This is a genomic window from Streptomyces sp. NPDC058955, from assembly GCF_042741435.1.
Lineage (GTDB): Bacteria > Actinomycetota > Actinomycetes > Streptomycetales > Streptomycetaceae > Streptomyces.
Genome location: NZ_JBHYKM010000044.1, coordinates 29,276 through 53,307, shown reverse-complemented (window position 1 = coordinate 53,307; position 24,032 = coordinate 29,276). Strand labels below are relative to the sequence as shown.

Annotated in this window: 18 protein-coding genes and 1 riboswitch; of the genes, 4 read left to right on the top strand and 14 right to left on the bottom strand. The window is 74.5% G+C overall.

The features are described from left to right. Positions 1 to 53 precede the first annotated feature (53 nt). On the bottom strand, positions 54 to 881 hold the full coding sequence (locus ACFW1I_RS18860; RefSeq protein WP_384671102.1) for a sulfurtransferase: 828 nt from the start codon (positions 879 to 881) through the stop codon (positions 54 to 56). 160 nt (positions 882 to 1,041) lie between these two features. On the opposite strand from ACFW1I_RS18860, the gene ACFW1I_RS18855 reads away from it, so the two are divergent. Beyond that, on the top strand, positions 1,042 to 1,815 hold the full coding sequence (locus ACFW1I_RS18855) for a VOC family protein (RefSeq protein ID WP_384671100.1): 774 nt from the start codon (positions 1,042 to 1,044) through the stop codon (positions 1,813 to 1,815). Between the two features lie 18 nt (positions 1,816 to 1,833). On the opposite strand, the gene ACFW1I_RS18850 is transcribed toward ACFW1I_RS18855, so the two are convergent. From ACFW1I_RS18850 to ACFW1I_RS18820, 7 genes are all read right to left on the bottom strand, one after another. Beyond that, positions 1,834 to 3,171, bottom strand: a complete 1,338-nt coding sequence (locus ACFW1I_RS18850) for a polysialyltransferase family glycosyltransferase (protein ID WP_384671097.1) — start codon at positions 3,169 to 3,171, stop codon at positions 1,834 to 1,836. Between the two features lie 2 nt (positions 3,172 to 3,173). Further along, positions 3,174 to 4,139: a glycosyltransferase family 2 protein gene (locus ACFW1I_RS18845; protein WP_384671094.1), complete on the bottom strand. Its 966-nt coding sequence runs from the start codon at positions 4,137 to 4,139 to the stop codon at positions 3,174 to 3,176. A 71-nt stretch (positions 4,140 to 4,210) separates the two neighbouring features. Continuing rightward, the gene (locus ACFW1I_RS18840; RefSeq protein WP_384671091.1) at positions 4,211 to 6,832 is read right to left on the bottom strand and encodes a YfhO family protein; all 2,622 of its coding nucleotides are present in this window, start codon (positions 6,830 to 6,832) and stop codon (positions 4,211 to 4,213) included. Positions 6,833 to 6,989: 157 nt separating this feature from the next. After that, positions 6,990 to 7,640: a thymidine kinase gene (locus ACFW1I_RS18835; protein WP_384671089.1), complete on the bottom strand. Its 651-nt coding sequence runs from the start codon at positions 7,638 to 7,640 to the stop codon at positions 6,990 to 6,992. Between the two features lie 53 nt (positions 7,641 to 7,693). Further along, positions 7,694 to 8,899, bottom strand: coding sequence for an alkaline phosphatase family protein (locus ACFW1I_RS18830; RefSeq protein ID WP_384671087.1), 1,206 nt, complete (start codon positions 8,897 to 8,899; stop codon positions 7,694 to 7,696). After that, positions 8,899 to 9,498 (bottom strand): DUF5998 family protein, encoded by a 600-nt coding sequence (locus tag ACFW1I_RS18825; protein WP_031010889.1) that lies wholly within the window; start codon positions 9,496 to 9,498, stop codon positions 8,899 to 8,901. Before ACFW1I_RS18825 ends, ACFW1I_RS18830 begins: the two co-directional genes overlap by 1 nt. A 39-nt stretch (positions 9,499 to 9,537) precedes the next feature. Next, the gene (locus ACFW1I_RS18820) at positions 9,538 to 12,462 is read right to left on the bottom strand and encodes a GNAT family N-acetyltransferase (RefSeq protein ID WP_384671084.1); all 2,925 of its coding nucleotides are present in this window, start codon (positions 12,460 to 12,462) and stop codon (positions 9,538 to 9,540) included. A gap of 174 nt (positions 12,463 to 12,636) precedes the next feature. Here ACFW1I_RS18820 and ACFW1I_RS18815 point away from each other — a divergent pair, with 174 nt between their 5' ends. Continuing rightward, positions 12,637 to 12,918: an HPr family phosphocarrier protein gene (locus tag ACFW1I_RS18815; RefSeq protein ID WP_043227291.1), complete on the top strand. Its 282-nt coding sequence runs from the start codon at positions 12,637 to 12,639 to the stop codon at positions 12,916 to 12,918. Positions 12,919 to 13,073: 155 nt separating this feature from the next. Here the strand turns inward: ACFW1I_RS18815 and ACFW1I_RS18810 are convergent, their stop codons facing one another. The 4 genes from ACFW1I_RS18810 to ACFW1I_RS18795 form a co-directional block, all read right to left on the bottom strand. After that, complete coding sequence (locus ACFW1I_RS18810) at positions 13,074 to 13,757, bottom strand: GntR family transcriptional regulator (RefSeq protein WP_384671082.1); 684 nt, start codon at positions 13,755 to 13,757, stop codon at positions 13,074 to 13,076. 193 nt (positions 13,758 to 13,950) lie between these two features. Then, entirely contained in the window at positions 13,951 to 14,721 is a 771-nt protein-coding gene (locus tag ACFW1I_RS18805; protein WP_384671080.1) for a M23 family metallopeptidase, read from the bottom strand. A 7-nt stretch (positions 14,722 to 14,728) separates the two neighbouring features. Then, positions 14,729 to 14,891, bottom strand: a riboswitch (cyclic di-AMP (ydaO/yuaA leader). A gap of 198 nt (positions 14,892 to 15,089) precedes the next feature. Beyond that, the gene (locus ACFW1I_RS18800) at positions 15,090 to 16,454 is read right to left on the bottom strand and encodes a M16 family metallopeptidase (RefSeq protein ID WP_384671118.1); all 1,365 of its coding nucleotides are present in this window, start codon (positions 16,452 to 16,454) and stop codon (positions 15,090 to 15,092) included. A gap of 26 nt (positions 16,455 to 16,480) precedes the next feature. Continuing rightward, positions 16,481 to 17,821 carry a M16 family metallopeptidase gene (locus ACFW1I_RS18795; protein WP_384671116.1) on the bottom strand — a complete coding sequence of 447 codons (1,341 nt, stop codon included), beginning with the start codon at positions 17,819 to 17,821 and terminating at the stop codon, positions 16,481 to 16,483. 189 nt (positions 17,822 to 18,010) lie between these two features. On the opposite strand from ACFW1I_RS18795, the gene ACFW1I_RS18790 reads away from it, so the two are divergent. Further along, a complete protein-coding gene (locus ACFW1I_RS18790) occupies positions 18,011 to 20,470 on the top strand; it encodes a DNA topoisomerase (ATP-hydrolyzing) subunit A (RefSeq protein ID WP_384671078.1) in 2,460 nt (819 codons plus the stop codon). 110 nt (positions 20,471 to 20,580) lie between these two features. Here ACFW1I_RS18790 and ACFW1I_RS18785 read toward each other — a convergent pair whose 3' ends face one another. Continuing rightward, on the bottom strand, positions 20,581 to 21,246 hold the full coding sequence (locus ACFW1I_RS18785; protein WP_384671075.1) for a TetR/AcrR family transcriptional regulator C-terminal domain-containing protein: 666 nt from the start codon (positions 21,244 to 21,246) through the stop codon (positions 20,581 to 20,583). A gap of 93 nt (positions 21,247 to 21,339) precedes the next feature. Here ACFW1I_RS18785 and ACFW1I_RS18780 point away from each other — a divergent pair, with 93 nt between their 5' ends. Beyond that, a complete protein-coding gene (locus ACFW1I_RS18780) occupies positions 21,340 to 22,809 on the top strand; it encodes an FAD-dependent monooxygenase (protein ID WP_384671073.1) in 1,470 nt (489 codons plus the stop codon). A 7-nt stretch (positions 22,810 to 22,816) separates the two neighbouring features. On the opposite strand, the gene ACFW1I_RS18775 is transcribed toward ACFW1I_RS18780, so the two are convergent. Then, entirely contained in the window at positions 22,817 to 23,866 is a 1,050-nt protein-coding gene (locus ACFW1I_RS18775; protein ID WP_384671070.1) for a CobW family GTP-binding protein, read from the bottom strand. Between the last annotated feature and the right edge of the window lie 166 nt (positions 23,867 to 24,032).

Below are 24,032 nucleotides of genomic sequence, written 5' to 3'. Positions count from 1 at the left end.
CCCCCCCCGCCGCCCGCCCCCCCCGGGGCGGGGGGGGCCCCCCCTCCCGCGTCCTACCGGGGGTCCGGTCCGGTGGCCACCGGGCGGGACGGGTCCGAGGACCACTCGGACCAGGAGCCGGCGTAGAGCGCCGCCGGGATGCCGGCCAGCTCCAGGGCCAGCACCTCGTGGGCGCCGGAGACGCCCGAACCGCAGTAGACGCCGACCTCCGCCGCCTCCGCCGCGCCCAGCGCGGCGAACCGCTCGCGCAGCTCGCCGGCCGGGAGGAAGCGGCCGTCCGCGGCCACGTTCTCCGTCGTCGGGGCCGAGTGGGCGCCCGGGATGTGTCCGCCGACCCGGTCGATCGGCTCCACGTCGCCCCGGTAGCGCTCGGCGGCCCGGGCGTCCAGGAGCAGCCCCGAGCGGGCCAGCGCCGCCGCCTCGTCCGCGTCGAGCAGCCGCAGTCCGCCCGGCTTCGGCGTGAAGTCGCCGGGCTCCGGCCGCGGCACCTCCGCCGTCAGCTCCCCCGGCCAGGCGGCCAGGCCGCCGTCGAGCACCCGCACGTCCGGGTGGCCCGCCCAGCGCAGCAGCCACCAGGCCCGGGCGGCGCCCCAGCCGAGCCCGCCGTCGTACACCACCACGGGACGGTCGGCCCGGACCCCCGCCCGGCGCATGGCCGCCCCGAACGCCTCCGGGTCGGGCAGCGGATGCCGGCCGCCCTCCCCGGGCGGTCCGGCCAGTTCGGTGTCGAGGTCCACGTAGACGGCTCCGGGCAGGTGCCCGGCCTCGTACGCCGGGCGGCCGGGCGGGCCCCCGAGGGTCCAGCGCACGTCCAGCAGGACCGGCGGGCGGGCTCCCGCCGACTCGCTCGCGAGTTCGCTTGCGGAGATGATGGGCTTCATGGGGCCATCCTCGCGCAGCCATGCCCGCGCCGGGGACGGACCCGGCGTCCTCCCGAAGGATCGCGCCAGGAAGGGTGCGACCGGGGCGCGCCGTGCGCGGCCCGGCGGATCCACCCGGCGGCGGGGCACGGTCACGACCAGGTCCGAGGAGAGAGTGACCATGACCGAGGCGGCTCGACGCAGCCCGGGAACACCCTGCTGGGTGAGTCTGATGGTGCACGGGATCGACGCGACGCAGGAGTTCTACCAGGCACTCTTCGGCTGGGAGTTCGTCCCGGGACCGCAGCAGCTCGGCCCGTACGTACGGGCGCTGCTGGGCGGCCGGGAGGTGGCCGGCATCGGCCAGCTGCCCCCGGACCGGCATCTGAACATCGCCTGGACCACCTATCTGGCCACCCAGGACGCCGACGAGACGGCGGAGTCCATCCGCTGCTGCGGCGGCACGGTCGCGGTGGGCCCGCTGGACGCGGGCGAGGCCGGCCGCATGGTCATCTGCGCCGACCCGGCGGGCGCCGTCTTCGGCGTCTGGCAGGCGGAGGCCCACCACGGCACCGCGCTCGCCGGACCGCCCGGGACGCCGGTGTGGAACGAGCTGCTCACGTACGAGACGGCGACCGTCGGCAAGTTCTACCGGACGGTCTTCGGGTACGAGGTCGAGCCGGTGGTCTCGGCCGACTTCGACTACGCCACCCTGCACGTGGACGGGCGCCCGGTCGCCTCGCTGCACGGGGTGGGCGAGGAGCTGCCCCGGGACCGGGGCCCGCACTGGATGACGTACTTCGAGGTGGCCGACACGGACGCGGCGGCCCGGCTGGTGTCCGAGCTGGGCGGCCAGGTGCTGCGGCCGCCCCGGGACGGCACGGCCGGGCGGCTCGCCCTGGTCGCGGACCCGGAGGGCGCGGTGTTCACCCTCGTGAGGTCCCGCGACCGTTGACGGCGCCGCGCCCCCGGGTCAGCGGCGGCCGCGGACGAGGCCCCGGCGGAGCGGCGCGCCTCCGGCCTGGACGGGCTCGCCGCCCGGGAGGCCCAGCTGGGTGAGGCGCACGGTGCCGAAGTGGTGCGCGACCGCCGGGTCGGCGTGGTGCGCCGCCAGGTACAGCTCGGTCTCCGCCCGCATGCCGGGGTGGGCCTTGTGCCGCATGCAGTAGCTCACCGCCCGGACCAGCGGGGCGAGCGAGTCGGGCGCGGGGCCGGGGACGGCCGGGTCCTCGCCGCTCTCCAGGTCGGGGACGAGGTGGTCGACCACGGTGAGCGGGATCCGGTTGCTGTTCTCGAAGGGGGTCAGCCGTTCGAGGAGCTCCTCGGTGCCGACCCGGGCGATCGGCACCCCGTAGTAGACGGCGGCGGTGAGCATCGCCGTGGAGAAGCAACCGACGACGAGCTCCAGCTCGCAGCGCTCGTAGAAGGTCTCGGCGAGCAGCGGCACGTCGAGGACGGTGAGCCGGACCCCGGCCTCCTCGGCCGCCTCGCGGAGCGCGGTCGAGTAGCCGGCCGGCGCGGTGGGGTGCGGCTTGAAGACGAGGCTGCGGTGGCCGAGGGCGGCGGCGCCGCGGAGCATCCGGACGTGCAGTTCCTCCTCTTCCTCGACGGTGAGGAGGCCGAGCGCGGCCAGGTACTGGCCGAGGAGCAGCGCGGTCGGCCGCGCGGCCACGGCGGCGGCGACCGCCGGGTCGTCGCCGGCGTCGGCGGCGATCTCGGCGAGGACCGCGCGGAAGGCGGCGTCGGGGACGAGCTCGGACGGGGTGCCGTACTCGGTGAGGAGCATCGGCGTCAGGCCCGGCACCAGGTCGAGGTGGAGCAGCCGGCGGATCCGGCAGGCCAGGGACTGGGCGACGTCCGTGCGGGTGGGGCCGTAGCTCATCAGCCCGTCGGCGTACACCTCCACGCTGCTCTCCGGGAAGCAGGCGCCGAGCGCCTTGGCCGGGTTGACCTGGATGGACTCCACGATCAGCTCGACGCGGGCGGTGCCGAGGTCCCAGGCGGTGCGGAGCACGCGCTGCCAGAGCGGGGTCTCCTCGGGGCGGGGGGCCCAGGCGGCCGGGTGGTACGGGTGGATCGTCTCGTTCCAGTCGAGGACGCCGTCGAAGCGGGCGGCGATCCGCGGGTAGCCGGTCATGGTCTCCAGGCGGAGCGCGGTCTCCGGGATCTCGGCGTTGTGCGAGAGCAGCAGGAGGCGGCGGGCGTCGCCGGGGGCGCCGTACAGTCCGGCGTCGATCGCGGCGGCGACGGTCGCGGCGCCGTAGAGGGTGGAGACCTGGAAGATCTGGACCGTGGTGGTGTCGGTGGTCATTCTCAGACGGTCCTTCCGGTCTCGCGCAGGCTCCGCAGAAGGGTGGCGCGGGGGGTGTCCATGGTGGCGAGGGTCTCTTCGAGGACGTCCTGCGGCATGCGGTGCAGGGCGTCGGCGACGTCGGCGCGCAGCCGCTGGGCGACCTCGGGCTCGTACGTGCCGGCCTTGTTCACGTGGAAGGCGATCATCGCGCAGTAGGTGCGGACGGCCTTCGGCAGGAAGCGGTCGGCGTCGCGGTCCCGGGAGACCTCCTCCAGGAGCAGGTCGTAGGAGGGGATGAAGTCCAGCTGGCGGTTGTCGCTGATCTGGGTGAGCGAGGTGGTGACGCCGCGGCGGTAGAAGACGCCGTGCAGGGAGAGGGCGGCGTAGGTGGTGGCCTTGAGGTGGAGGCGCCAGACCCAGAGCCGGTCCTCGGCGGTGCGCAGCTTGGTCTCGAAGCGGGACTCGCCGTTCTCGAAGAGCGTGCGGCCGTAGACGCCGAAGGGGACGAAGGGGTAGTCCACCATCGTGATCATGCTGGCCGGGGCGATGCCGTCGCGGGGGTCCATGACGGCGTCGCGGACCTTGGCGGGGGCGTACTTGATGTTCCGCTTGCGGCCCTCGGCGAGGACGTGGTCGGTGCGGGCGAAGTCGCAGCCGAGGCGCTCTATGCCGTCGACGGCGGCGCGGAGGTGGCCGGGGGCGTACCAGTCGTCGCCGTCGAGGAAGGTGAGGTAGTCGCCGGTGGCGGCGTCGATGCCGGTGTTGCGGGCCTGGGCGACGCCGAGGTTGGTCTCGTGGCGGATGACCCGGGTGTTGGGGATGCGGTCCTTCCAGCGGTCGAGGACGTCCGGGGTCTCGTCGGTGGAGCAGTCGTCGATCAGCAGGAACTCGAAATCCGGGTCCGCGTTGTGGGCGAGGCTGCGCACGGTGTCGGGGGCGTACGGCCCGACGTTGTGGAAGGGGACGACGACGGAGAGTTTGGGCACGCGGAGAATCCCCACACTGGATCGGGAACAGGAGGTCGGGCGGAGGTGGAAGCGGAGGTGGATTCCGGCTGTCAGGCGCCGGTACGGCGGGCAGCGTAATCGGCGTCCTGGCCGCCCGAACGAGCCTCGTGTGGACGGTCGGTGAACTCTTGCCGTCCCTCGTGCGAACCGTCCGCCGACCGCCGCGCGCGGCGCCGGGCGAGGACGGCCGTGGCGAGGAGCGCGAGCAGGGCGGCGGCTCCGGCGGCGGCGCCGAGCCGGACGCCGGGGGGCCGGAAGGAGCAGCTCACCCGGGTCGCGCGGCCGTCGAGGGGGACGGCGAGCAGGCCCCGGTGGGAGCGGGCGGAGACGGGCTCGGCGTCGCCGGCCGCACACCGCCAGCCGGTGGCGCGGGGGACGGCGACGACGGCGACGCCGGTGCTGCCGGGCGGCAGCTCGGCGGTGAGGCCGTGGCCGGTGGTCGTGACCCGGGTGGCGCCGGTGGCGGTGAGGCGGGCGACGGCGGTGGCGAGCCGGCCCCGGTCGAGGCAGCCGACGGGCTGCCGGGGCAGGGTGGGCGTCCCGTCGGTGACCAGCTCGATCCGGACCTCGCCGCCGGCCGGGACGGTGCCGAGGGCCCGCATGGCGGCGCGGACGGCGGGCGGCCGGCCGTCGAAGTCGGCGGGGGCGGCGCCGGCGAGGGCGGCGGTGCCCTTGTACTCGGGCGCCCAGAACCAGACGTCGGTGCCGGCCGGGCAGCGGGCGGTCAGGGTGGTGCCGGCCCGGCGGACGGCGGGCAGCGTGTACACGGAGGAGCCGAGGAGGAGTTCCTGGTTGCGGAAGGCGGACTCCTCGGGGTCCACGGCGGCGTTCCCGGCGGGGTGGACGGTGACGAGCGGCGGTTCGGGGGTGGTGGTGGCGGTCGCGGTGCCGCCGGGCGCGGCGTCCTGGCGTACCGGCCCGTCGGCCTCGGAGCGGATCCGGGTGCCGATGGAGAAGATCGCGTCGGTGACGGGGTTGTCGAGGGTCTCGGGGTGCCGGCCCTTGGCGTAGTGGCCGAAGCCGAGGGAGTCCAGGGTCCGGGAGGTGTTCTCGGTGGTGAGGCTGGAGTAGGCGTCGGCGCCCTCGCCGCCGAGGAGCAGCGGTTCGTTGCCGCCGGGCAGCGGGCCGGGGTCGGTGCGGTACGCGGGCCAGGCGTCGGCGCGGGCGACCTCGGCGGCCACCGCGCGCTGCCACGGGCCGATCCGGGGCGACCAGGCGACGTCGGCGCGCTGCCGCGCCTCGACGCGCATCCCGCTGACGGCCGCCTCCCCCGCCTGCGCGGCGAGCAGCAGCACGGCGGCGGTGGCCACGAGGGCGGGCCGCCGGGCGCGGCGGGCGAGCAGCGCGGCGGCGAGGGCGAGCAGGACGGCGGCGCCCGCGGCGGGGTAGGTCCAGGTGTCGATGTCGGCGCTGCCCCGGGCGGCGAGGGCGAGCGCCCCGACGACGGCGGCGGCGCCGAGCAGGGCGGCCGGGCGGGGCGGCGCGGGGGCGGCGGACAGCCAGGCGGCGATCAGCAGCAGGCCGCACAGGACGAAGGTCTGGCGGTAGGGGTTGCCGTTGGGCGAGGCGCCCGCGTGCCAGAGGAGGTGGGTCGGCCCCCACTGGAGGGAGAGCGTCACCAGGACGATCAGCGCGGTCCAGGCGAGCCGGACGCGCGGGGCGACCGCCTTGTTGAAGGGCAGGCTGAGGGCGAGGACGAGCGCGGGCGTGCCGATGAAGAGCGCCGGCGTGTTCACGTTGGCGGTGGCGGGCAGGAAGCGGCCGAGCAGCTCGGTCCAGCCGGCGGGCGCGAAGACGGTCTCGGGGGTCGGGTCGGCGTACTTCGTCCCGCTGAAGACGACGAGGACGAGCGGGGCGGCGAGCCCGACGCCGAGGGCCACGGTCCGCACGGCGCGCAGCAGGGCGCCGGGCCACGCGCGCGGGGCGCCCTCCTCCTCCGGGTCGGCCGTGCAGAGCCGGACGGCGAGGAAGAGCGCCGCGCCGAGGGTGGCCATGTAGGCGGTGTAGAAGTTGGCGATCCAGGCGACGGCGACGACGAGCGGGCCGAGCACCGGCCGCCGGCCGGCCCTGGCCCACTCGGCCACCAGGCAGAGCAGCGGGAAGGCGATGAGGCCGTCGAGCCACATGGGCACGGAGGCGCCGTGGTTGAAGGTCCAGCCGGAGAGCGCGTACGCGGCGCCGAGGAGGGCGGCGAGCGGCCACGGGCCGGGGCGGGCCGCCGGGCGGAGCCGGATCAGCAGCGCGGCCATCGCCGCGCCCGCGGCGGTGATCTTGAGGGCGGTGATGACGTACAGCGCCAGTTCCGGCCGGTCCGCCGGGAAGAGGACGACGAGCAGCGAGAAGGGGCTGCTCAGATAGGTGCCGATGTCGCCGAGGAAGCCCGCGCCGAAGCCGGAGTTCCAGTTGAGGAAGGCGTCCCCGTGGGTGTCGCCGAGCAGGAAGGCGCGCCAGTAGGCGTGGTACGGGAGGTACTGCTGGCCCAGGTCGACGACGTTGCGGGTGTAGGGGCCCAGCGGGTGGCTGCGGGCGAGCGCGGTGGCCAGCACGAACACGGCCGCCGTGAGCAGTCCGGCGCCGGCGGGGGCGAGCAGCAGCGGGTTCCGGGCCGGGCGGGGGCCGCCCCGCGCCCCGTCCCGGACAGGGTCGGGCGCGGGCGTGGCGGCGGGTGGCACGGGTCCTCCAGGGAGCACGGGGCTCTCGTCGATCACCCGCGGCGAACGCACGGCGGGACGAACCCATTACTCCTGGTTCGGGCGACCCGAAGTGGATCACCCGGCGATCTCCCGGCAGCCCGGAGGTGAACACCCGGTGTCACCGCCCGGCGGGGCCTCAGGCGGGCGTCACCGGCAGCACGTCCGGCGACAGGGAGGCCGCCCGGCTGCTGGCGCTCGTCATCCGCCGGCGGTGGTGGCGGCGGCACAGCACCTCGTACCCGACGACCTCCGCGGCCGTGTTCACGTCGCCGACGACGACCTGCTCGCCCTCGACCACCATGTGGCCGCCGACGGTCCGGGCGTTGTGGGTGGCCCGGGCGCCGCACCAGCACAGCGCCTCGACCTGGAGCTGTTCGATCCGGTCGGCGAGCTCGATCAGGCGCTGCGAGCCGGGGAAGAGCTTGGTGCGGAAATCGGTCGTGATCCCGAAGGCGTAGACGTCGAGCCCGAGGTCGTCGACGATCCTCGCGAGCTGGTCGATCTGGACCGGGGCGAGGAACTGCGCCTCGTCGACGATCACGTAGTCGGCCTTGCCGCCCTGGGAGAGCTGGTCGACGAGGTACCCGTAGACGTCCATGCCCTCGGGGGCCTCGACGGCCTCGGTCACCAGGCCGAGCCGCGAGGACAGCTTGCCGGCGCCCGCCCGGTCGTCCCGGGTGAAGATCACGCCCTGGAGTCCGCGCGCGTCGCGGTTGTGCGCGATCTGGAGCGCCAGCGTGCTCTTTCCGCAGTCCATCGTTCCGGAGAAGAACACCAGCTCGGGCATGACGGGTCGGGGACCTTTCGGGTCGGGGAAGTCGGGGAGGGGACGGGGTGCGGTCAGGAGCGGACTTCGAGGAGCGGCACCAGCTGCTCGGCCGGGGTCATCGACCCGTGCATGCCGGTCATCCGGGTCTCCAGCGGCTCGCCGACGGAGGCGACGAGGGCCACGTCCTGGTGGGCGGCGGCGACGACGTCGCCGATCCGGCCGTACACCCGCTCGTCGATCGTGTCGCCGAACCAGCCGAGCTCGATGGCCTCGTCGCGGCCCGCGACCCAGAACTGCTCGCCGAGGACCTCGCGCCAGCAGGTGAGGACGTCCGCCTCGGCGCCGGGGACGGCGTAGACGTGCCGGGCGCGGCCCTCGCCGCCGAGGAGGGCGACGCCGGCGCGCAGCTCCCAGTCCTCGTCGACGTCGATGCGGTGCTCCTCGTCGAAGGGCACGTCGACCATGCCGTGGTCGGCGGTGATGTACAGCGCCGAGCGGGCGGGCAGCTGCTCGGCGAGGCGTCGCGCCAGCCGGTCGACCAGCATCAGCTGGCCGCGCCAGGCGTCGGAGTCGATGCCGAAGCGGTGCCCGGCGCCGTCGAGTTCGCTGTAGTACGTGTAGACCAGCGAGCGGTCGCCGCCGGCCCGCTGCGCGGCGGCGACGTCCATCCTCTCCTCGCCGGAGAGGTGCCCGTGGAAGGTGCCGCCGCTCAGCGCGATCTGGGTGAGCGGGGTCTGCGCGAAGATCGGGGAGGACACCTGGGCGGTGTGGATCCCGGCCTCGTGGGCCAGCTGGAAGACGGTCGGGTACGGCTGCCAGACCTTGGGATCGGTCCAGGGGCGCCACTTGAGCTGGTTCATCAGCTCGCCGCTCCGCGGGTCGCGGACCGTGTAGCCGCCCAGGCCGTGGGTGCCGGGGGCGCGGCCGGTGCCGACGGAGGCGAGCGAGGTCGCGGTGGTGGCGGGGAAGCCGGCGGTGATCGGCCGGCCGGTGCCGCCGCGCGAGGTGGCGAGCAGCGAGGCCAGGTAGGGGGCCTCGTCCGGGTGGGCCTTGATCTGCTCCCAGCCGAGTCCGTCCACGAGGAAGACGCAGACGCGGTCGGCGGGGGTCAGCTCGGCGATCCGCGCCTCGAAGCCGGGCACGCCCTGTCCCGCGACGAGGGTGGGCAGCAGGTCGGCGAGGGAGCCGGAGCCGTACTCGGGCACCGGGGCGCTCGCCGGGGCGAGCAGTTCCGGTTCGTCGGGCCAGCCGTGGGCGAGGGAGGTCGGCTGCGCCATCAGCGGCCGGCCGTCGGCGCGGTGGCGGCGGTGGCCTCGGAGAGCGCCTGGGCGAAGGTGAGGGTCTGCCGGACGGTGTCCGGGCCGTCGCCGGCCTCGCTGACCCGCAGGCTGAGGTCGTCGGCGGTGGCGTTGCCGGTGTAGCCGTGGTCGGCGTCGCAGTTCGGGTCGCCGCAGGCGGCGGGCTCCAGGTCGATCCGGGAGACGGCGCCCCAGCCGATGGTGAGGACGACCTCGCGGGGCACGGTGCCCGGGGTGTACGACTCCGGGTTGGCGACGACCCGGCTGACCACGACCGACGAGATCCGGTCGAGCTTCACGGACTCGGTGGACGTGGTGGCGTACGGGCTCGGGGAGCTGTTGTCGGCGGCCTGCTCGTCGGTGTGGCTGACGATGAAGCGGCTCGGGGTGAGCACCAGCACGGTGACGTGGCGCCGGACCTCGTTGGCGTCGAAGGTGGTCTCCTGGTGGACCACGTACGACGCGACGTCCTCGCCGCCGACGGCGGCCTCCACCGCCTCGGCCACGAGTGCCGGGTAGTAGCCGCTGCGCTCGATCGCCGCGCGCAGCCCCTGGGTCGTCGTACCGGTCTTCGCCATGGACTCCATCCTACGGGGCTGCGGACCCCCTCCGGCCCGTCAGTAGCCGGGCAGGCGGCGGGGGCCGAGGTCGGTGGTGGGGGCGGCCGGGGCGAGGCGGACCGCGGCGCCGAGGACGGAGACGCCGGTGGGGGCGACCACGGCCGGTTCGAGCGCGACGGAGACGATCTCCGGATGGTCGTCGACGAGCCGGGAGACCCGGAGCAGCAGCTCCTCCAGGGCGGGGGTGTCGACGGGGGCCGAGCCGCGCCAGCCGAAGAGCAGCGGGGCGGTGCGGATGGAGCGGACCAGCTCGGCGGCGTCCCGGTCGGTGGCCGGAACCAGCCGGTGGGCGGTGTCGCCGAGCAGTTCGGAGGCTGCGCCGGCCAGGCCGAAGGAGAGCACGGCGCCGGCGGCGGGGTCGATGGCGGCGCGCACGACGGTATCCACGCCCCGGGGCACCATCGCCTGGACGACGGGCTGGAGCTCGGCGGGCTTGCCGAGGGCCTCGGTGAGCTCGGCGTAGGCGGTGCGCAGCTGCTCCTCGGTCGCCAGGTCGAGGCGGACGCCGCCGAGGTCGGGGCGGTGGCGCAGATGGGGGGCGGTGGTCTTGAGCGCCACCGGGTAGCCGAGCCGGGCGGCGGCGGCCACGGCCTCGTCGGGCCCGGGCGCGGGCAGGGTGGGGCGGACCTCGATGCCGTACCGGCCGAGCAGCTCGCCGGCCTCGTCGGTGGTGAGGGTCACGCCCCGGGACTCCTGTCCGGCGCCCCGCTCGCCGAGCACCCGGTCGATGAGGGCGGCGGCGCCGGCCTCGTCGATGGAGTCGTACTCCGGTACGCGTCCCGGCTCGGCGGCCTGCCGCCGCCACTGTCCGTACCGCACGGCCTCGGCGAGCGCGCGGACGGCCCGCTCGGCGGCGGGGTAGGCGGGGATGTTCCGCGCGGGGGCGGGCGGGGCCGGGTCCTGCGGGTCCTGGGCCGGCTGCTGGGCGGGGACGGCGGTCTCCGGGGCCGTCGGCGCGGCGGCCGGGCGGCGGGTGCGCGGGGGTGCGGGGCGGGTGCTGGTGGCGGCGGAGAGGGCCTCGGCGAGGCCGCCCATCTCGACGTGGACGACGACGACCGGCTTGGCGGCGCCGGCGGCACCGCTGCCGGCGACGGCCTCGCGGAGGGAGGCGGCGAGCACCTCGGTGGTGCCCTCGATGCCGACCCAGGGGATCGCGGTGACGACGACCGCGTCGCAGGAGTCGTCGGCGAGGGCCGCCGCGAGCGCGTCCCGGAAGTCGGCCGGGGTGGCGGTGGTGGTCAGGTCCAGGGGCCGCTGCGGGCGCAGCCCCTCGGTGAGGCAGGCGTCGTACGTGAGGAGGCCGAGGGACTCCGAGTTGCCGAGGATCGCGACGCGCGGTCCGGCGGGCAGCGGCTGTCCGGCGAGGAGCAGTCCGGCGTCGACGAGCTCGGTGACGGTGTCGACGCGGATGACGCCGGCCTGGCGGAGCAGCGCGGAGACGGTGGCGTGCGGGATGCGGGTGACGGGGACCCGGTGGCCGGGCGGGGCGCTGCCGCTGTGGCGGGCGCCCTTGACGACGACGACCGGTTTGACGGCGGCGGTGCGGCGGGCGAGCCGGGTGAACTTGCGCGGGTTGCCGATCGACTCCAGGTAGAGCAGCACGACGTCGGTCGCCGGGTCGTCGTACCAGTGCTGGAGGAAGTCGTTGCCGGAGACGTCCGCGCGGTTGCCGGCGGAGATGAAGGAGGAGAGCCCCGCGCCGCGCCGGTGCAGCCCGGCGAGGAGGGCGATGCCGATGGCGCCGGACTGGGTGAAGAGGCCGATGCGGCCGGCGGCGGGCATCTCGGGGGCGAGGGAGGCGTTGAGCCGGACGTCGTCGGCGGTGTTGATGATGCCGAAGGCGTTGGGGCCGATGATCCGCATGCCGTACGAGCGGGCCTGCCGGACCAGGGCGCGCTGCCGCTCGCGGCCCCGGGTGCCGCTCTCGGCGTATCCGGCGGAGAGGACGACGAGGCCGCGCACGCCGTGCTCGCCGCAGTCGGCGACGACCTCGGGGACCCGCTCGGCGGGGACGGCGACGATCGCGAGGTCGACGGCGGCGCCGATGGCGGCGACCGAGGGGAAGGCGGGCACGCCGTCGAGGACGGCCGCGGGGGCGTCGAGCGCGGGGTTGACCGCGTACACCTGGCCGGTGAAGCCGGCGCCCAGCAGGTTCCGCAGGACCGTGCGGCCGACGCCGCCGGGGGTGCGCCCGGCGCCGACGACGGCGACCGAGCCGGGGGCGAGGAGCCGCTGGACGGAGCGGGCCTCGGCGCGCTGCTCGCGGGCGCGCTGGACGGCGAGGGAGCGGTCGGTGGGCTCCAGGTCGAGGTGGAGCCGGACGGAGCCGTCCTCGAAGCTGCGCTTCTGGGTGTAGCCGGCGTCCGTGAACACCTTGATCATCTTGGTGTTGGCGGGGAGCACCTCGGCGGCGAAGCGGCGGATGCCGCGCTCGCGGGCGACGGCCGCGATGTGTTCGAGGAGGGCGGAGGCGACGCCGCGGCCCTGGTGGGCGTCCTGGACGAGGAAGGCGACCTCGGCCTCGTCGGCGGGCGCGGAGGCGGGCCGGCCCCGTTCGTCGATCCGGTCGTAGCGGACGGTGGCGATGAACTCGCCGCCGACGGTGGCGGCGAGGCCGACCCGGTCGACGAAGTCGTGGTGGGTGAAGCGGTGGACGTCCTTGGCGGAGAGCCGGGGGTAGGGGGCGAAGAAGCGGTAGTACTTCGACTCGTCCGAGACCTGCTCGTAGAAGCTGACGAGCCGGCCGGCGTCGTCGGCGGTGATGGGGCGGACGCGGGCGGTGCCGCCGTCGCGGAGCACGATGTCGGCCTCCCAGTGGTCGGGGTAGGCGTGCTGCTCCGGGGCCGGATGCTCCCCCGCTCCCGCCCCGCCCGCCCCGCCCGCCCCGTCCGGTCCGTCCGCCTGCTCCGACGCGCTCCGCATGGGTCACAGCCTACGACCGGGGGGTGACACCGGCACCGTTCGCGCGCCGTCCGTGCCCTGCCCGGGGAGGAGGGCCGAACGTCGTACGGTGGGGGGACCAATGTCGACGGGAGCACTCCGCTTCCCGTGAGAGACTGGTCTAGACAACCCGCCGAAGACCTGAAGGGCAACACCATGGCTGAGCGCCGCGTCAACGTCGGCTGGGCCGAGGGCCTGCACGCCCGCCCCGCCTCCATCTTCGTCCGTGCCGCCACGGCCTCCGGTGTCCCGGTGACCATCGCCAAGGCCGACGGCAACCCGGTGAACGCCGCCTCCATGCTCGCGGTGCTCGGCCTGGGCGCGCAGGGCGGCGAGGAGATCGTGCTCGCCTCGGACGCCGAGGGCGCCGAGGCCGCGCTGGAGCGCCTCGCCAAGCTCGTCGCCGAGGGCCTCGACGAGCTCCCCGAGACGGTCTGACCCGGCGGGTCGGTTCCCCGCTTTTCCCCGACGGCCGTGTCCCCGGAATTCCCGGCGGACACGGCCGTCCGGCATTTCCGGATCCACGCAATTCCCTTTTCCGGGCAGCACGAAAGAGGCCCCGGAATTGCTATTCTTTGTATACGGTGCCCGTGTTAATTCCGGGCGCTCGCCGTGTTGACGGCATGTTGCGAAACCCTCACACGGCCCCGCTCCGGCCTTTTCAGCCGGTGCAGCGGCAGCGCGTGCTCGGCGTGCAGGGCGGTCAGCGACCGGGCCCGCTCGGCGTCCCCGCGCGCGATGGCGTCGACGATCGCGCCGTGCTCGGCCCAGGCCTCGACCGGCCGGTCCGGCTGGTCCACCGTGTACATCCAGGCGATCTTGTGGCGCAGCTGGGTGAGCAGGACGGCCAGCGCCGGGCTGCCGGAGGCCTGCGCGAGCGTCTCGTGGAACCAGCCGCCGAGCGCCCGCAGATCCTCTCCCTGGCCCCGGCGGGCCCGCTCCTGCCCCAGCCTGACCAGGCCGCGCAGCACCTTGAGGTGGGCGTCGGTGCGCCGCTGGGCCGCCCGGGCCGCACCGAGCGGTTCGAGCAGCGCCCGTACGTCGAGGAGGTCGGCGGCCTCCTGGTCGCTGGGCTCGGCGACATGGGCGCCCGCGTGCCGGCGGCTGACCACGAAGCCCTCGGACTCCAGGGTGCGCAGGGCCTCGCGGACCGGGACGCGGGAGACGCCGTAGCGGCGGGCGAGCTGTTCCTCGGTCAGCCGGCTGCCGCGCTCGAAGACCCCCGAGACGATGTCGTCCCGGATCGCCGTGCATACCGATTGCGCGGGAACCCGCATGTCCGACCTCCGTATTCGCTCCGCGCGCCCCGAATTCGAGCGGCGCTTCTTCCGTGACTCTATTGCAGCGCGCCGGAAATTCCGATGCCCCCTCGGAATTCGGCCGGTTCGCGGCAGCGGTCGTCACGGACACGGGGCGACGAAAAGGCCCCGGCTCGTGGGAGCCGGGGCCGATGCGATGCGAGGTGGCGGGTCAGAGGCTGACACCGCGGGCGCGGAGGTACGCGACGGGGTTGATGTCGGAGCCGTACTCGGCGGTGGTCCGGGCCTCGAAGTGGAGGTGCGGGCCGGTCGAGTTGCCGGTCGAGCCGGAGACGCCTATCTGCTGGCCGGGCTCGACGGACTGGCCGACGTAGACGCCGATGGACGACAGGTGGCCGTACTGGGTGTAGGTGCCGTCGTTCATCCGGATCACGATGTTGTTGCCGTACGCGCCGCCCCAGCCGGCCTCGACGACGGTGCCGGAGCCGACGGAGACGACCGAGCTGCCGTAGGCGGCGTGGAAGTCGACGCCGGAGTGGCTGCCGGAGGACCAGAGGGAGCCGCCGGTCTTGTAGCCGGTGGAGACGTACGAGCCGGCGACCGGGAGGTTGAAGGAGGCGAGCCGGCGGCGCTCGGCCTCGCGGGCGGCGCGCTCCTTGGCCTCGCGGATCTCCTTCGCGCGGGCCTCGGCCTTGCGCTTCGCCTCGGCGCGCGCCTTGGCCCGGGCCTCGGCCTCGGCGGCCTCCTGCTCCTGGGCGGCGGCCTGCGCGTTGATCTGGTCGGCGATGGACTCGTCGGCGATCACCTTCATGAGGCCGGTGTCCTCGGCGGAACGGTCGTCCGTGTCGGCGGCGAGCGCCGGAGAGGCGAGGGTGCCGACGACACCGGTGGTGGCGAGGGCGGCCACGCCGGCGATGCCGGCGCTGCGGCGAGCCAGTCGGCTCGCACCACGATGCTTCCCGGTGGCACGGGTGAACGCCAAGACGGTTCCTTTCCTTCCTTCTCGCCTACCGGGTTAGCTGACGGGTTCGGAGCAGGAAGGTCTCCTACGGGCCCCTCCGCGTGAGCGAAGGCGTCCGATTCACCCCAGGGACTGCGTGGGTCCCCGGCTCCCCAGGCTCGCGCCTGACGGGGACTCGGCGATGACTGTCCGGTGCCGCGGATGCGGCGCGTGCATCGGCCGGACAGCCGGATCGACGCTAGGCCGGACGGATGTCGATCGCCAAACAGACACGCTGATTTGTAAGACATGCCACAGGGCATACGATCATCCTTGCCGCGATATCGGACAAAGCGGAGGTCTCCGACGCTTCATCGCATCGGAGACCTCCGCCCGGGGCCGACGGGGCGTCAGCTCACCACGGTCACCTCGCCGATGCCGAGGGCCCGCACGGGCTCCTCGATCTGCGCGGCGTCGCCCACCAGGACGGTGACCAGCCGGTCCACCGGGAAGGCGCTGACGACGGCGGCCGTGGCCTCGACCGTGCCCGTCTCGGCCAGGCGCGCGTACAGCCGGGCCTGGTAGTCGTCGGGCAGGTGCTGCTCGACCTGGTCGGACAGGGTCGCCGCGACCGAGGCGGCCGTCTCGTACTTGAGCGGGGCCACGCCCACCAGGTTCTGCACCGCGATGTCCCGCTCGGCGTCGGTCAACCCGCCCTCGGCCAGCGTCCGGAGCACCTTCCACAGGTCGTCGAGGGCCGGGCCGGTGGTCGGGGTGTCGACCGAACCGCTGATGGCGAGCAGCGAGGCGCCGTGCCCCTCGCCGTCCGAGCGGAGCACCTGCCCGAAGGCGCGCACGCCGTACGTGTACCCCTTCTCCTCGCGCAGGACGGCGTCCAGACGGGACGTCAGGGTGCCGCCGAGGCAGTAGACGCCGAGGACCTGCGCGGCCCAGACGGCGTCGTGGCGGTCCGGCCCGATCCGGCCGATGAGCACCTGGGTCTGGACGGCCCCGGGGCGGTCGACGATGACGACCCGTCCGGTGTCGTCGGCGGTGATCGGCTGCATCGGGCGCGGCGTGGCCGGCTCGGCGGTCCAGCCGCCGAGCGTCTCGGCGAGGATCGCGTCCAGGTCGACGCCGGTGAGGTCGCCGACGACGACCGCGGTGGCGGCGGAGGGACGCAGGTGCGCGTCGTAGAAGGCGCGGACGGCGGCGGCGTCGATGGCCTCCACCGTCTCCTCGGTGCCCTGGCGCGGCCGGGACATCCGGGTGCCGGCCGGGAAGAGCTCCTTGTAGAGCTGCTTGGCCGCGCGGCGGTTCGGGTTGGCGGCCTCGTGCGGGATCTCGTCGAGTCGGTTGGCCACCAGGCGCTTGACCTCGTCGGCGTCGAAGGCCGGGGAGGTCAGGGCCTCGGAGACGAGCGCGAGCGCCTTGGGGAGGCGGGAGACCGGGACCTCCAGGGAGACCCGGACGCCGGGGTGGTCCGCGTGGGCGTCGAGGGAGGCGCCGCAGCGCTCCAGCTCGGCCGCGAACTCCTCGGCGCCGCGCTCGGTGGTCCCCTCGGAGAGGGCGCGCGCCATGATGGTGGCGACGCCGTCGAGGCCCTCGGGCTCGGCGTCGAGCGGCGCGTCGAAGAAGATCTCGACGGCGACGACCTGCTGGCCCGGGCGGTGGCAGCGCAGCACGGTCAGCCCGTTGTCGAGCGTGCCGCGCTCGGGGGCCGGGAAGGCCCACGGCCTGGCCTGGCCGGCCTGCGGCTGCGGGTGGAACTCCATGCTGGTCAGGGGCTGGGCGGTGTCCGTCACTGGTCCGCTCCCTCTTCCTCGTCGCTGTCTTCGGCGCCGGTCTCCGCCGGCTCGTACACGAGCACCGCGCGGTTGTCGGGGCGGAGCCGGGCCGCGGCCACCTCGCGCACCTCGTCGGCGGTGACCGCGAGGACCCGGTCGACGGCGGTCAGGGCGAGCTGCGGGTCGCCGAACAGCACGGCGAACCGGCACAGTTCGTCCGCGCGGCCGGCGACCGTGCCGAGCCGGTCGAGCCATTCGCGCTCCAGCTGGGCCTGGGCGCGCTCCATCTCCTCGGCGGTCGGGCCCTCGGCGGCGAAGCGGGCGAGCTCCTCGTCGACGGCCGCCTCGATGGCGGGGACCTCGACGCCGCCGGACGTCTTGACGTCCAGCCAGCCGAGCGAGGGGGCGCCGGCGAGCCGGAGCAGGCCGAAGCCGGCGGCGACCGCGGTGCGGTCGCGGCGGACGAGCCGGTTGTGCAGGCGGGAGGACTCGCCGCCGCCGAGCACGGTGAGGGCGAGGTCGGCGGCGTCGCACGCGCGCGTGCCGTCCTCGGGCAGCCGGTAGGCGGCCATCAGGGCGCGGGCCGGGACCTCCTCGACGACGACCTCGCGCAGCTGCTCGCCGATGACGTCCGGGAGGGCGCCGTCCCGCGGGGCGGGCTTGCCGTCGTGGCCGGGGATGGAGCCGAAGTACTTCTCGATCCAGGCGAGCGTCTGCTCCGGGTCGATGTCGCCGACGACCGACAGGACCGCGTTGTTGGGCGCGTAGTAGGTGCGGAAGAAGTTCCGCGCGTCCTCCAGGGTGGCCGCGTCCAGGTCCGCCATCGAGCCGATGGGGGTGTGGTGGTACGGGTGGCCGTCGGGGTACGCGAGCGCGGTGAGCTTCTCGAAGGCGGTGCCGTACGGCACGTTGTCGTACCGCTGGCGGCGCTCGTTCTTCACGACGTCCCGCTGGTTCTCCATCGACTCGTCGTCGAGGGCGGCGAGCAGCGAGCCCATCCGGTCGGCCTCCAGCCAGAGCGCGAGCTCCAGCTGGTGGGCGGGCATGGTCTCGAAGTAGTTGGTGCGCTCGAAGCTCGTCGTGCCGTTGAGCGAGCCGCCCGCGGCCTGGACGAGCTCGAAGTGCCCGTTGCCGTGGACCTGCTTCGAGCCCTGGAACATCAGGTGCTCGAAGAGGTGGGCGAGGCCGGTGCGGCCCGCGACCTCGTGGCGCGAGCCGACGTCGTACCAGAGGCAGACCGCGGCGACCGGGGTCAGGTGGTCCTCCGAGAGCACCACCCTCAGGCCGTTCGCCAGCCGGTGCTCGGTCGCTGTCAGGCCGCCGGAGCCGGCCTCGGCCGTGGCCGTGTGACCCATGGGCATGTACGTCCCTTCGATCGCGGTACGGAAAAAGTCCTGCCACTGTATGCAAGCGCGCCGACACCTGGCGAAGTTCCCGGACCCCGGAGATGTCCCTCGTCCGGGTCGCGGTCCGCGCTGTCGGTGGCACGGTCCACAATGGTCCGCGTCAGATCAAGCTTTGTCGGAGAAGGAGCCGCAGCCGCGATGGCCCGCCGCAGCACGAAGACACCGCCGCCGGACGACGCGTACGAGGAGAGGATCCTCGACATCGACGTCGTCGACGAGATGCAGGGCTCCTTCCTCGAGTACGCCTACTCGGTCATCTACTCGCGCGCCCTGCCCGACGCCCGCGACGGCATGAAGCCGGTCCAGCGGCGCATCGTCTACCAGATGAGCGAGATGGGCCTCCGCCCGGACCGCGGGTTCGTCAAGTGCGCCCGCGTGGTCGGCGAGGTGATGGGCAAGCTGCACCCGCACGGCGACGCCTCGATCTACGACGCCATGGTGCGCATGGCGCAGCCCTTCTCCATGCGCGTGCCGCTGGTCGACGGCCACGGCAACTTCGGCTCGCTGGGCAACGACGACCCGCCGGCCGCGATGCGGTACACCGAGTCCCGGATGGCCCCGGCCGCGCTGCTGATGACCGAGTCCATCGACGAGGACACGGTCGACTTCGCGCCCAACTACGACGGCCAGGAGCAGGAGCCGGTCGCGCTCCCCGCCGCGTACCCGAACCTGCTGGTGAACGGCGCCTCCGGCATCGCGGTCGGCATGGCGACCAACATGCCGCCGCACAACCTCGGCGAGGTCATCGCGGCCGCCCGCCACCTGATCCGCTACCCGAACGCGGACCTGGACGCGCTGATGCGCTTCGTCCCCGGCCCGGACCTGCCGACCGGCGGCCGGATCGTCGGCCTGAACGGCATCCGGGACGCGTACGAGTCGGGCCGCGGCACCTTCAAGATCCGCGCCACCACGTCGGTGGAGACCGTGACGGCCCGCCGCAAGGGCATCGTCGTCACCGAACTGCCCTTCACGGTCGGCCCCGAGAAGGTCATCTCCAAGATCAAGGACCTGGTCGGCTCGAAGAAGCTCCAGGGCATCGCCGACGTCAAGGACCTCACCGACCGGGCCCACGGGCTCCGCCTGGTCATCGAGGTCAAGAACGGCTTCGTGCCCGAGGCCGTCCTGGAGCAGCTCTACAAGCTGACGCCGATGGAGGAGTCCTTCGGCATCAACAACGTGGCCCTGGTGGACGGCCAGCCGCTCACCCTCGGCCTCAAGGAGCTCCTGGAGGTCTACCTCGACCACCGCTTCGAGGTGGTCCGCCGCCGCTCCGAGTTCCGCCGCGGCAAGAAGCGCGACCGGCTGCACCTGGTCGAGGGCCTGCTGGTGGCCCTCCTCGACATCGACGAGGTCATCCGGCTCATCCGGGAGAGCGAGAACTCGGCGCAGGCGAAGGAGCGCCTGATGGAGCGCTTCTCGCTGAGCGAGATCCAGACCCAGTACATCCTGGACACCCCGCTGCGCCGGCTCACCAAGTTCGACCGCCTGGAGCTGGAGACCGAGCGGGACCGGCTGACCGGCGAGATCGACGAGCTGACCGGGATCCTGGAGTCCGACTCCGAGCTGCGCAAGCTGGTCTCGGCGGAGCTGGCCGCGGTCGCGAAGAAGTTCGCCACCGACCGGCGCACGGTCCTGCTGGAGTCGGCGGGCGCGCCCGTCTCGGCCGTCCCGCTGGAGGTCGCGGACGACCCGTGCCGGGTGCTGCTCTCCTCGACCGGGCTGCTGGCCCGGACGGTCTCGGCGGAGCTGCCGCCGGCCGAGGCGGACGCCAAGCGGGTCAAGCACGACGTCATCGTCTCGTCGGTGGCGGCCACCCAGCGCGGCGACGTGGGCGCGGTGACCTCGGCGGGCCGACTGCTGCGGATCGCCGTCATCGACCTGCCGCAGCTGCCGGACACGGCCGCCGCGCCGAACCTGGCGGGCGGGGCGCCGCTGAGCGAGTTCCTGTCGCTGGAGGCGGACGAGACGGTGGTCTGCCTGACCACCCTGGACGAGTCCTCCCCCGGTCTGGCGCTCGGCACGCTCCAGGGCGTGGTCAAGCGGGTGGTGCCGGACTATCCGGCGAACAAGGACGAGCTGGAGGTCATCACCCTCAAGGACGGTGACCGGATCGTCGGCGCGACGGAGCTGCGGACGGGCGAGGAGGACCTGGTCTTCATCACCTCCGACGCGCAGCTGCTGCGCTACCCGGCGGCCCAGGTGCGGCCGCAGGGCCGCCCGGCCGGCGGCATGGCGGGCATCAAGCTGGCGGCCGGCGCTGAGGTGCTGTGCTTCGCCGCAGTGGACCCGGCGGCGGACGCGGCCGTGTTCACGGTGGCGGGTACGAGCGGCACCCTGGACGGTGCCGCGGCGACCTCGGCGAAGCTGACCCCGTTCGACCAGTACCCGCGCAAGGGCCGGGCGACCGGCGGCGTGCGCTGTCAGCGCTTCCTGAAGGGCGAGGACGCGCTGGTCCTGGCCTGGGCGGGCGCCCTGCCGGCCCGTGCCGCGCAGAAGAACGGCACGCCGGTCGAGCTGCCGGAGCCGGACCCGCGCCGCGACGGCTCGGGCACCCCGCTGCCGAAGCCGGTGGACGTGGTGGCGGGCCCGGCCAGCTAGCCCGCTCCCTCCGTACCCGCGGCGAAGCCCCCGCTCCTGCCTGGAGCGGGGGCTTCGTCGTCGGCGGACCGGTGCGGGGCGCGGTCGGCGGACCGGTGCGGGACGCGGTGTCAGGCGCGCGCGCCGGGGGCGTACACCGCCTCGATCCCGGCGACGATCAGCCGGAGCCCCTCCTCGAAGCGCTCGTCGTAGTCGGCGAACAGCTCCGCGCCGGCCGCCGCCGCGAGCGGGTACGCGGCGAGGCGTTGGGCGCGCTCGTCGATGTCGAAGCCCTCCCGGGGCTCCCCGGGGAGGGGCTCGGTGCCCTGCTCCTCGGTGACGAAGCCGAGGGTGTACATGTACGCCGTGGTGCTGGCCCGCACCGCCTCGCGCAGCGTGAACCCGGCGTCGACCAGGGCTCCGAGCTGGAGCTCCATGTCCTGGGCGTGGTCGGTGCCGGTGAACCGGGCGCCGCTGTAGACCTTGGCGCCGTCGCGGTAGCGCAGCAGCCCGGCGCGCAGGCCCCGGTTGGCGGTGAGCATCAGTTCCTGCCAGCCCTGTCCGGCCGCCGGGCGGGCCTCCGGCTCGGCGACCATGCGCCGGTACATGACGGTGGCCATCTCGTCGAGCAGGGCCTGCTTGTTCTTGAAGTGCCAGTACAGCGCGGGGGCCTGGACGTGCAGCTCCTGGGCGATGGCGCGGAGCGTGAGCCCTTCCAGGCCGCGCTCGTTCAGCAGCCGCAGGGCGGTCTCCGCCACCGTGCCGGGGTCCAGCTTGGTCGTCTTCTTCGTCGCCACCCCGTCACCGTATCCCCTTGACTCCTTAACGCCGTTAAGGCGATGCTGTGGAGGTCGGCATTTAACAGCGTTAAGGACTGGAGGCGGTCACCCATGCCCGCGGACAGGGACACGGACGTCGTCATCACCGGAGCGGGCCCCACCGGGCTCGTGCTCGCCCTCGACCTCGCCCGCCGGGGCGTCCGCGCGCTCCTCCTGGAGCGGGCGGACGGACTCTTCCCCGGCTCGCGCGGCAAGGGGCTCCAGCCGCGCAGCCTGGAGGTCCTGGACGACCTCGGCGTCCTCCCCGGGGTGCTGGCGGCGGGCGGCCCGTACCCCCGGATGCTGGCCTGGGAGGGCACCGAGCGGCGGGGCGAGTGGGACATGGTCCCCCGCTCGGAGCCCACCGAGCGGGTGCCGTACGCGAACACCCTGCTCATCCCGCAGTCCCGCACCCAGGAGCTGCTGTACGAGCGGCTGACGGCGCTCGGCGGCGGCGTCCGGTTCGGCGCCGCCCTCACCGGCCTCCGGCAGGACCACGCGGGCGTGGCGGCGGAGCTGAGCAGCGGCGAGACGATCCGCGCCGCCTATCTGGTCGGCGCCGACGGGGGCCGCTCCACGGTCCGCCGGGCCCTCGGCATCGGCATGACCGGCGAGACCGTGGACCCGCGCCCGATGCTCGTCGCCGACGTGCGGATCGCCCCCGGGACGGTGGCCGACCGGGACCACTGGCACGTGTGGGGGGCGCCGGACGGCGGCGTGGCGCTCTGCCCGCTGCCGGGCGACGACACCCTCTTCCAGCTCGCCGCCACCTTCGAGGACCGGACGGCCGCGGTGGACACGACCCCGGAGGGCGTCCGCGCGCTGCTCGCCGCCCGCACCCCGCTGGCCGGGGACCGGATCACGGAGGTGCCGTGGGCGTCGGACTACCGCGCCAGGGCGGCGCTGGCGGACCGCTTCCGGGAGGGCAGGGTCTTCCTCGCGGGCGACGCCGCCCACGTCCACTCCCCCGCCGGCGGCCAGGGCCTCAACACGGGCGTCCAGGACGCATACAACCTCGGCTGGAAGCTCGCCCAGGTCCTGCGCCACGGGGCCCCGGCCGCGCTCCTCGACAGCTACGAGGCCGAGCGCCGCCCCGTCGCGGCGGACGTCCTGGGGCTCAGCACCCGGCTCCACCGGGCCACCGCCGACGGCGAGGCCACCCAGCGGGGCAGGGACGTCCAGCAGCTCGACCTCGGCTACCGGGACTCGGCCCTCGCGGTCGACACCCGCCCCGAGACCCCCGGGGACACCCTGCGCGCGGGCGACCGCGCGCCGGACGGCCGGCACGACGGGCGCCGGCTCTTCGACCTCTTCCGGGGCCCGCACTTCACCCTGCTCACGGTCGGCGACGCCGAGCCGCCCGCGGCGCTCCCGGAGCAGGTCCGGGCGGCCCGGCTGACGACGTCGGACGAGGCCTACGGCCCGGGCGTCCACCTGATCCGCCCGGACGGGTACGTGGGCTGGGCCGGCGACCGCGCCGACGCGACCCTCGACGCCTACCTGGCGGCGGTCGGCCTGGCGCCGGCCGGCACACCGGCCTGAGGCGGGGCTACGCCTCCGCGGGCGGCTCGTCGCCCTGCGGCACGTACCGGAGGACGCCCCACATGGAGTGCTCGTCCGGGGCGTCCCCGGGCCCGTCCACCTCGCAGCCGGCCAGCTCCTTGCGCAGAGCGGCCGCGTCGACGCCGGAGCCGATCAGGACGAGCTGCGAGAGGCGCTCCTCGCCGGCCGGCCAGGGCTCGGGGTAGAAGCGCAGGAAGCGGCCGACCGCGTGCACCGCGTACCGGTGGTCGGGGTCGGCGGCGCCGAAGTCCACGAAGCCCTTGAGCCGGTACAGGCCCTCGGGGCGCGAGTCGAGGAAGGCCATCAGCCGCCGCGGGTGCAGCGGGACCGCCGTGGCCAGGGAGACGGTGTCGTAGGCCGCGTGCACGTGCGCGTGCCCGTCCTCGTCGCCGTAGAGGATGTCCTCGATCGACATCTGCCCGGCGATCTCGTCGTCCGGGACGACCCGGTCGAAGAGCAGCTCGGGATCGATCCGGCCGTGCGCCGCCTCGATCACGGCGGCCCGGTCCGCGAGCCCGGCCACGGTCTCCCGGACGGCCCGCAGGCGCTCCCCGGGCACCCGGTCGGCCTTGTTGACGACGACCAGGTCGGCGAGGGCGAGATGCCGGTCGGTCTCGGGGTGCCGCTGCCGGGTGGCGCCGAACTCGGCGGCGTCGACCACCTCGACCAGACCGCCGTAGACGATCCGCCGGTTCTCGCTGGCGAGCACCATCCGGACCAGCTCCTGCGGCTCGGCGAGACCGCTGGCCTCGATCACGATCACGTCCAGCCGCAGCTCGGGCCGGGTCAGGACCTCCAGGTACTCGTCCAGCTCGCTCGCGTCCACCGCGCAGCACAGACACCCGTTGCCGAGGGAGACCGTGGACCCGACCTGCCCGGCGACCGTCATCGCGTCGATCCCGATGTCGCCGAAGTCGTTGACCATGACCCCGATCCGGGTCCCCCGGGCACTGCGCAGCAGATGGTTGAGGAGCGTGGTCTTCCCGGCCCCGAGAAACCCGGCGAGGACGACGACGGGGATCTGCTGCGCGCTCAAGAAGCAAGCCTTTCGGTGGGACGACGACGGGGACCGGGGCGGAGGACGGGCGCGACCGCGCCCGGGAACCGCCCGGACCGGCCCCCAGGATAGGCAGCTGTCTCTTATACACAACACCGAGCCCACGAGACACCAATCGATCGCGGGGGGGGGGGGGGGGGGGGGA